Here is a 15,055-nt window from a genome sequence, read left to right on the forward strand (position 1 = left end):
GACGATGTCTTTAAATCAGGTTATCTCATTACTTGGCCGAAAGCTTGGCCTTGCAGTCATCGGCGGCGGGCCAGGCTCGTTTATTGGCCCGATGCATCGGCTAGCGGCGCTACTCGACAACCGCTACGAGTTGGTCGCCGCCGCGTTGTCCTCCGATCCCGAAAAATGCCGGGTGGGCGGACAGGATCTGGGTCTTGCGCCCGAGCGCAGTTATGCCAGCTGGCAAGCGTTGCTCGACGGCGAAAAAGCGCATCCGGCCGGGGCGGATGTCGTGGCGATCATGACGCCGAACGACAGCCATTTCGCCATCGCCAGCGCCGCACTCGCGCACGGCTTCGACGTGATCTGCGACAAGCCGATGACCAACACGCTGGACGAAGCCGAACGCCTGCATGCTGCGGTGGCAGCGAGCGGACGGGTCTTCTGCCTGACCCACAACTACACCGGCTATCCGTTGGTGCGCCAGGCACGGGCGATGGTCGTAGCGGGTGATCTGGGCATTGTCCGGCTGGTGCAGGTGGAATACGTGCAAGGCGGCAACGCGCGCGAAAACGATGCGCAACGCGCGCGCAGCTGGCGCCACAATCCGGCGAAAAGCGGCCCGTCGCTGGTGATGGGCGATATCGGCACGCATGCGCACAACCTGCTGCGTTTCATCACCGGACTGGAGGTGGCCGAGGTCGCCGCCGAAGTCGGCAGCGTTGTCCCGGGCCGCGTGGTGCACGATTTTGCCGGCGCAATGCTGCGGCTGAGTAATGGGGCACGCGGCAGTTTCTGGGTGACACAGGCTGCGGCGGGCGTCGAGAACGGCCTGCGCATCCGCGTCAGCGGCTCGCTGGGCAGCCTGGAATGGGAACAGGAAATCCCGCAAGTGCTGCGTTTCAAGCCGCTCGATGCCCCGATGCAGACCTACACGCCCAACGGCCCCGGCACGTTGCCGCTGGCTGCACGCGCATCGCGCATCAAGAAAGGCCACCCGGAAGGTTTTCCGGAAGCGTTTGCCAACCTGTATTCGGATGCGGCCGAAGCCATCGCCGCCCGCCGTGCCGGCATCGCACCTGATCCGCTGGCCCTGCACTTCCCGAATTCTCTTGATGGCCTGCTCGGTGTTCGTTTCGTGGCTGGCGTGTGTCAATCGAGCGCCGCGAACGGCACGTGGGTACATCTGGACACGCCTTGATTTGCTATGTCACTTAATAGTTAAGCATGCCTTCTTCCTCTGTCGTCAGGATTGGGGTTGGATAACCGGCGTCGCCCAGCATCCACTTCTCTTTGCCGTGCAGAAGATGGCCGGCTTGCGTGACATCATGGGCATTGGCCGGTGTGGTGACGACGGTGTGGATGATTCCGGAACTCGCATCGACGCCGATGTGGGCTTTCATGCCGAAATGCCACTGGTTGCCTTTTTTCGTCTGATGCATTTCCGGGGCGCGCTGCCTGTCCTTGTTCTTGGTCGAGGAGGGGGCGGCAATCAGTGTGGCATCGACGATCGTGCCTTCCCGGAGGATCAGGCCTTTCTCGGCCAGATGGGCATTGATCGCGGCGAAGAGGCCTTCGGTGAGATTGTGCTTCTCCAGCAGGTGACGAAAGTGCAGCAGCGTGGTGGTGTCGGGGGCCTTTTCGCGCGCAAAATCCAGACCAACAAAATCACGAATCGACTGGCTGTCGTACAGGGCGTCTTCGGTGCCCTCGTCGGACAGGGCAAAGCAATGCTGTACGAGGCACATGCGCAGCAGACGCTCAAGAGGAATTGCCGGACGCCCCGTCTTGCCGTCTTTGATGTAGTACGGGGCAATCACGTCGAGCAGCTTTTGCCACGGCAAAACCCGTTCGATTTCACTCAAAAACCGTTCCCGACGCGTTACCCGCTTTTTCCCCGAAAACTCCGCTTCCGAAAAACTGATCTGCTTCATCTCTCAATACCTGAAAAACACTTCCACAATCTTCTCAGATTGGCTCTTTCGTTGATGCAAAATGACAGGAGTTTTTAAGTCCCCCCCTAGGGAAGCGCTGAACAAATCCCCTGATTTGAGATAATGGAGTCTTCACGAATTCAGTTTAGAGCCGATGTCCCGCCAAGCGAGTTTTGCCGATCTTGAATACGCAAGCAAGAAGCGCCAGACACGGCGCGAGCTATTTCTCAACGAGATGGAATCGGTTGTTCCCTGGTCAGCGCTTCTGGCCCGAATTGAACCGTATTACCCGAAGAGCGGGCGTCGGGGCCGTCAGCCGATGGCACTGGAGAGCATGCTTCGCATCTACTGCGCCCAGAACTGGTTCAACTACTCTGATCGGCAGATGGAAGATGCCCTGTACGAGATCGAAAGCCTCCGCCGCTTTGCCGGCTTCAACAGCGTGACAGCGGCCTTGCCGGACGAGACCACGATCCTGAACTTTCGCCATTTTCTCGAGAAGCACGACTTGACGGCAGCGTTGCTGAGCGCAATCAACGCCCATCTCAAAGCCCAAGGGTTGCTGGTCTCCAAAGGATCGATGGTCGACGCCACGATCATCCACGCCCCGAGTTCGACCAAGAACCAGGACAAAGCACGGGATCCCGAGATGCACCAGACCAAGAAAGGCAATCAGTGGTATTTCGGCATGAAGATTCATATCGGTGCTGATGTCGATTCGGGCGCCGTACACAGCGTTGAAGTCACCCCCGCCAACGAAGCCGACATCACCCTCTTGCCCAAATTACTGAGACAGGAAGATCAAGTCCTCTTTGCCGATGCCGGATACACCAGTGACGAATACAAACGCGGCTCAAGGGCGCTGGGGTTCCGCTGGTGCGTGCAGGACAAACGTAAGCCCGGTCATAACCTCTCGTCGAGTCAGCGCAAACGTAACCGCAAGCAATCCTCGATCCGGGCGCGAGTGGAGCATGTGTTTCGGGTGATCAAGCGCCAGTTTGGTTTCACCAAGACCCGTTACCGGGGTCTGGCGAAGAACAAGGCCCAGGTCAACATGTTGGTGGGCTTGGCGAATTTGTATCTGCTACGCGGGCGGCTGATGGCTGCCTGAGGGGCAGAATCCGCCCACCGCGCCCCGGCGGTGGACGGAAACGCAGGAATTCGGGGAGAAAGCGTCGAAATGATGCGTCCCGGGTTCGAGCGCCGCTCAAAAAATGAGCAACCGATGCTTGCGATTGAAAACTCGCTATTTGTTCAGCGCTTCCCTAGACAAAACAAGTCCGCAATCGACCGGTCTGCAGGCATAGACAGGAAAATTGCTTCGAATGGCGTCTTGATATTTCATCCTGGTGCCAGATTTGACCCGTTGTCTTATTACGTTAGCCCCGATAACGCAGCGCATCGACGAGCAGCGAAAATGCGGGAGTGTTCTGGCGGCGACTCGGGTAATACAAGTGATAACCCGACATTCGCGCAGACCAATCGGCAAGCACACGTACCAGCCGACCTTCCGCCAGATGGTCTTTCACCAGATCCTCGGGCAGATAGGCCAGCCCCAGCCCCGCCAATGCGGTATCGAGGTGAAGCGCAATCGTGTTGAATGCCAACTGCCCTTCGGGGCGCACCTTCAGCTCGTGCCCATTCTTCACAAACGGCCACGACCAAAAGCCGCCAGATGTCGGTAGGCGAAGCGCTATGCAGTGGTGCTCGGTCAGGTCATGCGGTGTTTTTGGCTTGTTGCGCCTCTTAAAGTACGAGGGCGCTCCCACGACAATTTGCTCGAAGTCCGGCCCGATGCGCACGGCGATCATGTCCTGTGCAACCTGCTCGCCAAGGCGAATGCCCGCATCAAAGCGATCTGCCGCAATGTCGGTGAGGCCATAGTCGTTGATGATTTCGACATGGATGTCGGGATAGTCGGGCAGAAGCTTCGCCAGAGCGGGCGCAAGGATTGTCTGCGAGGCGTGTTCGACCGAGGTGATGCGTAGTCTGCCTGCTGGCGTATCCCTGAGTTCGCTCAACGCCGCCAATCCGTCGTGGATGCCGTCAAAATGCGGCCCGATGGTGTTGAGCAACCGTTCGCCTGCTTCGGTGGTCGAGACGCTGCGTGTCGTGCGGGTGAGCAGCCGCACGCCCAGCCGTTGTTCAAGAGTCCTGATCGTCTGGCTCAGTGCAGGTTGAGAGACGCCAAGCTTCGCGGCCGCCCGCGTGAAGCTCTGCTCCCGTGCCACCTCCAGGAAGAAGATCAAATCATCCACACTCGCCCGCGCCATTGATAACCCCTACTTATAAGCGTAAGTCGATTATAAGCTCTAATCATATGGGTTGCAGAGTGCTACTTTGACGACGTGCTCTGCAATACCTGTTGCAGACGAACCTTACTGACAGGAGGCAAAGGCGATGGCAGCAAATGACGAAACTGGTCGACCAACGGGTCAAGCGCCTGATCGACGCGGATCTGAAGATAACGCGCGTCGTCAGTTCTTGAAGAATTCGGCTTTCCTTGGGGCAGCCGTGGCGATGGGCCCAATGCTCGCAAGCGGATCAGTTCAGGCGCAGGACAGAAACACTAAACCCAATGGAGCCACGACGATGAAACAGCGAAAACTAGGAACGATGCAGGTGTCCGAGATCGGTGCCGGGTGCATGAGCATCAGCTCGAACTATGGACCGCCCGCCCCGAAAGAACAGGGCCTGAAAACAATCCGCACGGCTTTTGAACACGGCGTGACCTTCTTCGACACGGCCGAGGTCTACGGCCCCTACACGAATGAAGAACTGGTTGGAGAAGCCCTCCAGTCCGTCCGCGATCAGGTAAAGATCGCCACGAAATTCGGTTTCGCGATCGACGGCACGATCGCGCTGAACAGCCGACCCGAGCACATCAGGAAAGTCGTCGAGGAATCGCTCAAGCGTCTGCGGACTGATCGCATCGACCTCTACTACCAGCACCGCGTCGATCCGAGTGTGCCGATCGAGGATGTCGCCGGCGCGGTGAAAGAGCTCATCCGGCAGGGCAAGGTTCTGCACTTCGGCCTCTCCGAGCCGAGCGTAAAAACCATCCGCCGCGCGCATGCCGTGCAGCCCGTTGCCGCAGTTCAAACCGAATACTCGCTGTGGACCCGCAATGTCGAATTGAACGGTGTTCTGGCCACCTGCAAAGAGCTGGACATCGGCTTCGTGCCGTGGGCGCCGCTCGGGGAAGGATTCCTGACAGGCAAGATCGACACGAATACCCGATTCGATCCGAAGACGGATTTCCGCTCTGGCTTCCCGCGCTTGTCGGCCGAATTCCTGCCCAGGAATATGCCGATCGTTGAGTGGCTGAAAGCGTATGCGGCCAAGAAAGGCGCGACCCCTTCACAAATTGCGCTGGCATGGTTGCTGGCAAAAGGCCCGAACATCGTCCCGATCCCGGGCACGCGCAACGAGGCACACCTGCTCGAAAATCTCGGCGCGCAGCGCGTCCACCTGACGGCGGAAGATATACAGGAGATCGAAACCTCGCTGTCCAGGTTTGTCGTGTACGGCGACCGCATGGGCGAGGAGCACATGAGCCAGATCGACTACACGATCTGATTTCCCTTCGGCGGGCATCGCAATCGGCAGCTCCATCAACCGGTCGATCGCATGCAGCCGCCGGACGACGCTAACGAAAGGCGCTACCAAGTGAAACACAGCAAGTTATTTGAGCAGATCGCACTCGCGCCCAACCTTCTCCTGCGCAATCGCATTGCGATGGCGCCGATGACCACTTGGGCCAGCAACGACGATGGCACGGTTTCTGATGACGAAGAGGCCTATTACCGGCGGCGAGCCAAAGACGTTGGTCTGGTCATTACCGGTTGCACCCATGTGCAGGAAAATGGCATCGGCTTCACCGGTGAATTTTCCGCCCATGACGATCGTTTCATTCCGAGCCTGAAGAAATTGGCAGCAGCCAAGAGAGGCGGCGCGCGCGCTTTCCTTCAAATCTTCCATGCGGGCGTGAAGACGCAGCCAGTATTGGTCTCCGACGTTGATCGTGAGCTGATTACCGGGCAGAACCCGTTTCCGGATCATGCACTGGCTCGGGCCATGCTGGAAAAACTGCAGGCAAGGCAAGGAGGGTTGATATGTCAGTGATGCAGGATTCGTATCAGGCCTGGACTTGGCAGGGCGGTCATGCGCCGCTTGATCTGCGGCTGCAAACCATTAAGGCAGCACCGCTTGCTGCGGGTGAAGTCTGGGTACGCAATGCAGCTATCGGACTCAATCCGGTTGACTGGAAAGTGCTTGGCCGGCTAGATGATGTCCATCCAGGCCACGTTCCCGGTGTGGATGGCGCAGGTACGGTGGTGGCGGTAGGCAAGGGCGTATCACAGGGATGGATCGGCCGACGCGTGGCTTATCACCAGAATCTGCATCGCCATGGCAGTTTTGCCGAATACACCCCAGTGGCTGCGGGCGTCCTGTTGCGCCTGCCTGATGCGCTCGATTTTGCCACGGCTGCCAGCTTTCCATGTCCCGGGCTGACGGCTTGGTTGGCGATCGAGAAAATCCCGGCGCGTACTCCTGCCAGATTGCTGGTCAGTGGTGCAGGTGGCGCGGTCGGCCTTTATCTGGTGCAACTGGCGCTGGTACGCGGGTTCGAGGTGCATGCGCTGTGCCATCAAAGGCACTGGCCGCGTCTGCGTAAACTCGGTGTCGCGCAATGTTATGACAGCGAAGCCATGCTGGCTGATAAAGACTTTTATGCCGTAATCGACAGCACGGGGCCTGAACTCGCCATGCGGCTGGCCAAGGCACTGGAGGCCAACGGGCATCTGGTCTGCATTCAGGGACGGGTGCCGCAATGGCCTTTCCCTGGATTCGAACAGGCCATTTCTCTGCATGAAGTTGCGCTCGGTGCGCTGCACTGGCACGGCAGCGATGCAGTCTGGACACAGCTTACAACGGCGGGCGAGGTGATGCTCGCTAGTCTGGCCGATCAGACACTACAGCCGGAAATCCAGATTCGCCGTGAATTTGCGGCGCTCCCGCAACTGCTTGATGAATTGTACCAGCGCAATTTCTCGGGCAAGCCCCTTGTACTGTTTTCAGTATGACGAGGAATCCCTCAAGCGTCTGCGGACTGATCGCATCCACCTGACGGTGGAAGATATGCAGGAGATCGAAACCTCGCTGTCCAGGTTCGTTGTGTACGGCGACCGCATGGCGTCGAGCACATGAATCAGATCGACTACACGATCTGATTCCATTTCTGCGGGCATCGCGATCGGTAGCCCCATCAACCCTGTTGATCGCATGTAGCCGCGAGACGACGCTAACGGAAGGCAAGTTACCAAGTGAAACACAGCAAATTATTCGAGCCAATTACACTCGCGCCCAACCTTGTCCTGCGCAATCGCATTGCGATGGCGCCGATGACCACATGGGCCAGCAACGACGATGGCACGGTGTCTGACGATGAAGAGGCCTATTACCGCCGGCGAGCCAAAGACGTTGGTCTGGTCATTACCGGGTGCACCCATGTGCAGGAAAATGGCATCGGCTTCACGGGCGAATTTGCCGCCCATGACGATCGCTTCATTCCGAGCCTGACGAGGTTGGCAGCCGCCGCTAAAAGCGGCGGCGCTCCCGCCTTCCTTCAAATCTTCCATGCGGGCGTGAAAACACAACCAGTTTTGGTCTCCGACGTTGTGGCTGCGAGCGCAGTGGAGGGCGAAGCCGGTCCGTTTGCCCCCGCCCTTACGCCGCGTCCGCTTCGCGAGGAAGAAATACTCGAAATCGTTCAAGCCTTCGCCGATGCAACTCAACGCGCCATCATTGCGGGGTTTGACGGCGTCGAGCTGCATGGTGCGCACAGCTTTCTGATCCAGAATTTTTTCTCCCCGCAGACCAATCGTCGTGATGACCGTTGGGGTGGTTCGCTCGAAAACCGGATGCGTTTTCCGCTCGCCGTCGTCGCTGCCGTAAAGAGCGCGATAGAGGCACATGCCGATCGGCCCTTCGCGCTTGGCTATCGTATCTCGGTAGAGGAAGGAAACGAGGGCGGTCTGCGGATCGCGGACTCACTCCAGCTTATTGATCGCCTCATCGATGGCGGCGTGAGCTACGTTCACGCATCGCTCGGCAGCGCGCTTGACCAGACGCCGATCGATGGCACTTGCGGACGTACCATCGTGCGCATTCTGCATGACCACATCGGCGGGCGAGTTCCGCTGATCGCAGCGGGGCAGATCCGAACGGCTGAACAGGCCGAACGGGGCATCGATGAAGGGCTTGCGCTTGTCGCGGTTGGTCAGGGACTAGTGATGAACCCGGACTGGGTTGCGTACGCAAGAGATGGGCTCGGCAACGATATCAAACTCTCGGTTTCGTTGCAGGATGTCGCCAGCCTTACCATTCCGCAGAAGCTGTGGGCCACCATCGAAGACACGACTGGATGGTTCAACATCGTTCGCGATCAAGCGGAACGCCAAGCAATTTGAGCCGTAAGCACATATTCGCGGACTTGAAGACCTGCCATTGGGTCGATGTGGGATTCAAAGACCGGTAGCTACTTGCCGAATAGGAGCTTTGCCAGATGACCACTCAGCGAATGGCAAGCAGACTTTGCATGCCCAATTGACCAAGGTCAGCTCATGGCCGGCTGCTGCCCGTCATTGCATGATGGCCCCCCATCCGCTGCCGTAGTGCAGTCGGCTTCTGGCGTTCAGTGCAGCCGCCTTCTGAAAACGACACTGTTTAAGTGTGTCGTGTGTGTTTAAACAGTACCAGCTTGCAGTGGTACGAGGAAGGTATACTTATACAGTACCGATAAATCGAACTATTAGAGCTTTACCGAATAGACGGAGTGGAGTAGGGCAAAACGCCCCCTCCACTGACGGGAGTCAGATCTGCCCACCCACGCCTTTGAACTTCTCAATAAATGCCCCTATCTTCTGGAAAACGGTCTGCTTTTTGGTTTTGTACTGCGGATTGAGTGGACTGAGTTTTGGCAGCGTCTCGTTAAGCTCCGTACCGTTTTCCGTCGCATATTCGCGCTTCAGTGAGGCCTTGATATACCGGCGTGCCGCCGCCTCATTCAGGTTCTCCTCTTTTATCAGGGCGTCGACTTCACGCTGTTGCGCCTGCTGAGCAAAGGTAAAGAACGCATCAATAATCCCGGCTTTATCGGGCATCTCATCGAGGTTTGTTTGCTCTATGAAGTCGACAATCAGGCGTTCTTTGGCACGGTTACCCAGACTGCCGCGGATTAAACGCCGCACTTCTTCTATCAGTGTTGTTTTACTCGTGTTCTTTTTTTTATGTTCGAAAATCAGCCCAAGAATATAGTCGAGGTTAATCTCCTGAGACTTCAGTAAATCCACCTCAAACACCACGTCTTCCCAGTCAACGGTGGACGCGTCTTTATCATTGGCGGATTTCTCCCGGCGCAGCCAGTCCCGGATATCATTGTAGGCTGAACGGTAGTCCTGGATTTTTCGCTCAGCCGGTAGGCGTAGAATCTGAAGTTCAGCAAGCTTTTCGTCATCCAGATAATGCGCTGCTTTGAAGGCTTCCGCCGCGTCCGGGTCGCTGATGTCGACTTTTTGTAAGGCTTTGAGTGTGGTAAATTCATCGTAGTTCTGAAGGATGTTTTCAGCGCGCAGGTACTCGCCAAACAGTTTTACAAAGGCCTTTTTTTCTTTATCTGATTCAATCGCTGCCGGGTCGGAGAATCGCTGTTCCAGCTCCGTAACCACGTCCATAAAGCCGCGCTTTGCCTCACCGGTGACGATATCGGTAAAGCCGTCCATATACTCCTTATAGCTTTTTTCCAGCACGACATTTTTGGTGTTATTGTCCCCGAACAGGGTAATGGCATCCACCGTAGCCAGCTCTAAATCCCGGAACGTGACAATATTGCCGAACGTCTTGGTAGCATCATAAATCCGGTTGGTGCGTGAAAACGCCTGCATCAGTCCGTGATAGCGCAGGTTTTTATCCACAAACAGGGTATTCAGCGTCGGGGCATCAAAGCCGGTTAAAAACATTCCGACGACAATCAGCAAATCAATGTCCTGGTTTTTTACCCGTAGCGCGAGGTCCCGGTAGTAGTTCTGAAAGCCGTTGCTGTCGGTGCTGAAGTTAGTTTTAAACTGGGTGTTGTAATCGCCTATTGCCGCATCCAGAAACTCTTTCGCGCTGCTGTTCATGGCGGTGACATCAAAGCTTTCATCCGTGATGTCGCCCACGGCGTCCTGCGTTTCATTGGCGGCAAAGGAGAAAATGGTCGCCACCCTCAGCGGCTTGTACGAGCCGTCAGCATCGGCGGCATTCTGCTGCTGTTTTTTGAAGGCTTCGTAATAGGCCTTAGCCGCATCAACACTGCTCACGGCAAACAGGGCATTAAAGCCCCTGCCACCCGGGAAGGTGCGGTGTGTTTTTTGTCGGAAATTTTTCAGGATGTACTGCGTTATTTCCTGAATACGCATCGGGTGAAGAAAGGCGTGCTTGTTTTCGGCGGCACTGAGTTTTTTCTCGTCCGTTTCGGTTTCCATTTGTTTAAACTGCGGGCGGACATCGTTGTAATCGACTTTAAACTTCAGCACCTTATCATCACGAATGGCATCGGTGATGACATAGGAGTGGAGTTCGCGACCGAACACATCCGCCGTGGTTTCTGCACCCAGCGCATTTTGCGGAAAGATAGGTGTACCGGTAAAGCCGAACTGATAAAACCGTTTGAATTTCTTCTTCAGGTTTTTCTGCGCTTCGCCGAACTGGCTGCGGTGACACTCATCGAAAATGAAAACCACCTGCTGACGGTAGACCGGTAAGTCTGCTTCACCTTTCATTAGGTTGTTCAGCTTCTGAATGGTGGTGACAATGATTTTGTTGTCGTCTTTTTCCAGGTTTCCTTTCAGTCCTGCCGTGCTGTCAGAGCCATTGACGCTGTCGGGGGAAAAACGCTGATATTCCTTCATGGTCTGGAAATCGAGGTCTTTTCGGTCGACCACAAAGAAGACTTTATCAATGAAGTCCAGTTCGGTTGCCAGGCGTGCGGCTTTGAAGCTGGTCAGGGTTTTTCCGGAGCCTGTGGTGTGCCAGATAAAGCCCCCGCTTTCCGTGGTGCTCCAGTTTTTTGCCTGATAAGCGCTGTTCATCTTCCACAGGATCCGCTCGGTCGCCGCTATCTGATAAGGGCGCATGACCAGCAGGTTATTGCTGATATCAAAGACGGTGTAATGAAACAGGATGTTCAGCAGGGTGTTTTTCTGGAAAAAAGTGGCGGTGAAATCTTTCAGGTCTTTAATCAGCGTGTTATCGGATTTGGCCCAGTTCATCGTGAAGTCAAAACTGTTTTTGTCCCGCTTGGTGGTGTTGGCAAAGTAACGGGTGTCGGTGCCATTGGAAATCACAAACAGTTGCAGGTACTTAAACAGCGAGTTATCGGTGTTGAAGCTTTCTTTGCTGTAACGGTGTATCTGGTTAAAGGCTTCACGAATGGCCACACCGCGTTTTTTCAGCTCCACCTGTACCAGCGGCAGGCCGTTGACCAGGAGCGTGACGTCATAGCGATTGGCGTGTGACCCCGCCTGCTCAAACTGCTGGATAGCCTGGACTTTGTTACGGGTGAGGTTTTTCTTGTCAATGAGATAGATGTTGTCCAGATGCCCGTCATCAAAGGTAAAATCGCAGATATAGTCCGTATGCAGCTTGCGGGTCTTGTCGAGACTGCTGTCGCTCGGGCTGTCCAGATACTGCTCAGTAAAGCGTCGCCATTCGCTTTCGTTAAAGGCGACGTTGTTCAGTGCCTGGAGTTGCGTTCTGACATTCGCCAGCATAGATGCCTGCGATTTTACGCCCGACAGAAACTCATAGCCCTGATTGCTCAGGTCCTGAAGTAGTTCACGCTCTAAGTCGGATTCACTCTGATAACTGTCACCGGCTTCCCATTCTTTGCTGTATTTATCCAGCACGATGAAGTTATTTGATTCTGCGATGGTCTTTGTTTGATGAGTCATAACGCTCCCTTTTGCTGTGTGGCAAAGGTAACCAGTGCCTGAATCCTGCCCGGCACCGGTGAGTGAATAAAAGCGGGCTGTTATCTTGCCGGGGATGATGCGCCTCACCGGCAAGATTAGGGATGTCAGCCGGTGACGGTTTCAGGTTTTGGGAAGCTGAACAGTAAATCCCGATAGTATTCATACTGCTTCTGGCGCAGCTCAATCTCGCGGGGTAGTCCTTCGGTGATGGAGTTAGTTAGGGCGTCAAATTTGTCAAGAATGGATACAATTCGAGCCTGGTCTTCATACGAAGGAAGTGAAACAACAATCTTTGAAAAGTCGCTTTTATTGATGAGAGGCATCGTCCCTCCGCCCAGCTCACCCTGTCGACGTAATGAGTCACGCATAGCGGTGAGTACATGGAACAGGTAGCCGACGTGAACGCTATCATCGGTCAAAGTAATTGAGTTAATTTGTTGATTGGGGATGCAGTCGTTAGCATTAATGACTGTCTTACCCATATCTGCGCCGATACATGTGACTAGTAATGAACCACTAGGGATCCGAGCTTTGGGCATCGATGCTGCTCCTTCAGCAGACAAGCGACGACTCGGACATGTTATGTTACGCATCCCGTTCTTGATATCGCTGGGGGTTACAAAATCAACATCTTCGCCCCATGCAGACTTGTCTGACGACTTTGGAGTGCGGCCAGTCACAATGTGACCAATATCCCCCAGCGTCTTCCACTCAACCTCCCCCTCTTCAAAGCTCAGCAACTGGTCACGATAGTAGTTGTACTGTTTTTTACGTGCGGTAAGCTCAGCGGTAAGCTCAGCGGTAAGGGCGGTAAATTTATCCAGAATTTGGACGATTTCAGACTGGATAGCCAGAGACTTTTCAGGGTTTTCCGGGCAAGGGATGGGGATTGTGATTTTGGCCATGTCAGTAGCTGAGACATCAATTACTTTTGTCCCTTTTGAATACTTTCTTTTATCGCTTGAAAAAACATCGGTTTGTGTAAAGTAAGCGAAATATTTCCCGATAACACCATTACTTGGTTTGAATATTGTAGCGTGCCCACCCGTAACGGCTTGCTCTTTACCTAGATAAACTAACGCTTTACCAACATCAGCAATGTTTTCGCTGGTGTTAGTAATTACAACGTCTCCAGCATTTACTTTTTTGAGCTTTTTCGCAGTTTCATACGAAACAAACGACTTTGTCGATGCGGTTGAAAGACCATAGAAAGTATAAATCTGTCCGTAGTGAATAGCGGGAACACCTGATTCCGTAAAATCAGTTTTTGGCAATCCATTTCCGCGAACTAGTTCACCCAACTCTCCCAGTGGCGTCCACTCCACCTCAACGCCATCCAGCAGCTTTTCCAGATAACTCATCTCGTTCATAGCTGCGCCTCGCTGCCTTCAATCTCTGCCACAATCGCATCAATGTCTGTGCGTAACTGGTCGATACGGGCGACTGTGGTTTTCAGTTCGGCATTCAGCTCAGTGATATTGACGATTTCACGGGTGTCTTTGGCTTCCACATAGCTGCTGACAGACAGGTTGTAGTCATTTGCGGCAACGCCCTCGAGCGTCACAGATTTCGCCAGATGGTCGATACCCGCCTTGCTGTCGAACACCTGCATAATCTGTTCAATATGGGCATCTGTGAGGATGTTGTTATTGGTTTCTTTTTTGAACAGGCCACTGGCGTCGATAAACTGCACGTTGGTATCAGTCTTATGTTTGGACAGCACCAGAATATTCACGGCAATGGTCGTGCCGAAGAACAGGTTCGGCGCTAATGAAATGACCGTTTCAACATAGTTGTTATCGATGAGGTACTGACGGATTTTTTGCTCTGCACCGCCACGGTAAAAAATCCCCGGGAAGCAGACAATCGCTGCACGGCCTTTGGCTGACAGGTAATTCAATGAGTGCAGAACAAAGGCAAAGTCCGCTTTAGATTTCGGGGCAAGGACCCCGGCAGGCGCAAAGCGTTCATCGTTAATCAGTGTCGGGTCATCACTGCCAATCCATGACAAAGAGTAAGGCGGGTTAGATACAATCGCATCAAACGGTCTGTCGTCACCAAAATGTGGCTCTCTGAGCGTGTCACCCAGCATGATGTTAAATTTGTCGTAGTTGATGTTGTGCAGAAACATGTTCATACGGGCCAGGTTAAAGGTCGTATGGTTGATTTCCTGCCCGAAGAAGCCGTCTTCAATGATGTGGTTGTCAAAATGCTTTTTGGCCTGCAACAGCAGTGAGCCAGAGCCTGCGGCAGGGTCGTAGATTTTATTGACGTGGGTCTGACCGTGCATCGCCAGTTGAGCAATCAACTTAGAGACATGCTGAGGCGTGAAAAACTCACCGCCTGATTTACCGGCATTGGCGGCATAGTTAGAAATCAGGAACTCATACGCATCACCAAACAGGTCAATCTGATTGTCTTCAAAATTACCCAGCTTCAGTCCTTCAACCCCCTTCAGTACGGCGGCCAGGCGGGTATTTTTATCTTTAACGGTATTGCCTAAGCGGTTACTAGTGGTATCAAAATCGGCAAACAGGCCTTTAATATCCGCTTCAGAAGGATATCCGTAGGCAGACGTTTCAATCGCGACAAACGCGCTGTTTAAATCGATATTCAGTCTGGTGTTGATATTGGCCTTTGCAGCGACATTACAGAAAAGCTGGCTCGGATAAATAAAATAGCCTTTGGTTTTAATCGCGTCGTCTTTGATATCATCAGTGATGATACTGTCATCCATTTCTGCATAACTGACACTGTCATCGCCTGCTTCAATGTAGAGAGAAAAGTTTTCGCTGATAAAACGGTAGAAAAGTGCCCCCAGGACATACTGCTTGAAATCCCATCCATCGACCGACCCTCTGACATCATTGGCAATTTGCCAGATTTGACGATGTAACTCTGCGCGCTGCTGAATGCTGGTCATTGATTATGTCTCTTCTGAATACGTTATTTTTTGTGATTTTACGGTTTACCCGGGTGTACGGATATCTTTATCAATTAAGGGCGTGGGGCTGATGTGTGCCTGATTTTTCAGTGCTGGGGCGTATTTAGCGCAATGGGACTTGTGCGCTCAACGTGTTACATAACGAAAAGCCCGCATATAGCGGACTTCAGGGGGTAAGGTAA

Annotated in this window: 9 protein-coding genes and 2 pseudogenes; 6 read left to right on the forward strand and 5 right to left on the reverse strand. The window is 54.2% G+C overall.

Translation table 11 applies throughout. The features are described 5' to 3' along the window. The first annotated feature begins 4 nt into the window (after window positions 1-4). Complete coding sequence (locus tag IB214_RS25500) at window positions 5-1,180, forward strand: Gfo/Idh/MocA family oxidoreductase (RefSeq protein ID WP_117343837.1); 1,176 nt, start codon at window positions 5-7, stop codon at window positions 1,178-1,180. Between the two features lie 61 nt (window positions 1,181-1,241). Here IB214_RS25500 and IB214_RS25505 read toward each other — a convergent pair. After that, window positions 1,242-1,913: pseudogene (locus IB214_RS25505) on the reverse strand (IS5 family transposase); the annotation flags it as partial. A gap of 154 nt (window positions 1,914-2,067) precedes the next feature. Between IB214_RS25505 and IB214_RS25510 the strand changes: the two are divergent. Then, entirely contained in the window at window positions 2,068-3,024 is a 957-nt protein-coding gene (locus tag IB214_RS25510) for an IS5 family transposase (RefSeq protein ID WP_117343839.1), read from the forward strand. Between the two features lie 268 nt (window positions 3,025-3,292). Here IB214_RS25510 and IB214_RS25515 read toward each other — a convergent pair whose 3' ends face one another. Continuing rightward, the gene (locus tag IB214_RS25515; RefSeq protein ID WP_117343840.1) at window positions 3,293-4,186 is read right to left on the reverse strand and encodes a LysR family transcriptional regulator; all 894 of its coding nucleotides are present in this window, start codon (window positions 4,184-4,186) and stop codon (window positions 3,293-3,295) included. A 211-nt stretch (window positions 4,187-4,397) separates the two neighbouring features. On the opposite strand from IB214_RS25515, the gene IB214_RS25520 reads away from it, so the two are divergent. From IB214_RS25520 to IB214_RS25535, 4 genes and pseudogenes are all read left to right on the forward strand, one after another. Beyond that, window positions 4,398-5,492: an aldo/keto reductase gene (locus IB214_RS25520; protein ID WP_348939740.1), complete on the forward strand. Its 1,095-nt coding sequence runs from the start codon at window positions 4,398-4,400 to the stop codon at window positions 5,490-5,492. A 51-nt stretch (window positions 5,493-5,543) separates the two neighbouring features. After that, window positions 5,544-5,924, forward strand: a pseudogene (locus IB214_RS25525) (hypothetical protein); the annotation flags it as partial. A gap of 113 nt (window positions 5,925-6,037) precedes the next feature. Further along, window positions 6,038-7,000, forward strand: coding sequence for a zinc-binding dehydrogenase (locus IB214_RS25530; protein ID WP_117343860.1), 963 nt, complete (start codon window positions 6,038-6,040; stop codon window positions 6,998-7,000). Window positions 7,001-7,240: 240 nt separating this feature from the next. Then, complete coding sequence (locus IB214_RS25535) at window positions 7,241-8,386, forward strand: NADH-dependent flavin oxidoreductase (RefSeq protein WP_117343842.1); 1,146 nt, start codon at window positions 7,241-7,243, stop codon at window positions 8,384-8,386. Between the two features lie 402 nt (window positions 8,387-8,788). Here the strand turns inward: IB214_RS25535 and IB214_RS25540 are convergent, their stop codons facing one another. The 3 genes from IB214_RS25540 to IB214_RS25550 form a co-directional block, all read right to left on the reverse strand. Then, entirely contained in the window at window positions 8,789-11,908 is a 3,120-nt protein-coding gene (locus tag IB214_RS25540) for a type I restriction endonuclease subunit R (RefSeq protein ID WP_117343843.1), read from the reverse strand. A 125-nt stretch (window positions 11,909-12,033) separates the two neighbouring features. Next, on the reverse strand, window positions 12,034-13,299 hold the full coding sequence (locus IB214_RS25545; RefSeq protein ID WP_117343844.1) for a restriction endonuclease subunit S: 1,266 nt from the start codon (window positions 13,297-13,299) through the stop codon (window positions 12,034-12,036). Beyond that, a complete protein-coding gene (locus tag IB214_RS25550; protein ID WP_050110596.1) occupies window positions 13,296-14,852 on the reverse strand; it encodes a type I restriction-modification system subunit M in 1,557 nt (518 codons plus the stop codon). Before IB214_RS25550 ends, IB214_RS25545 begins: the two co-directional genes overlap by 4 nt. Window positions 14,853-15,055: the final 203 nt, after the last annotated feature.

Origin of the sequence: Citrobacter sp. C1, from assembly GCF_014596895.2 — a bacterium.
GTDB lineage: Bacteria > Pseudomonadota > Gammaproteobacteria > Enterobacterales > Enterobacteriaceae > Citrobacter > Citrobacter gillenii.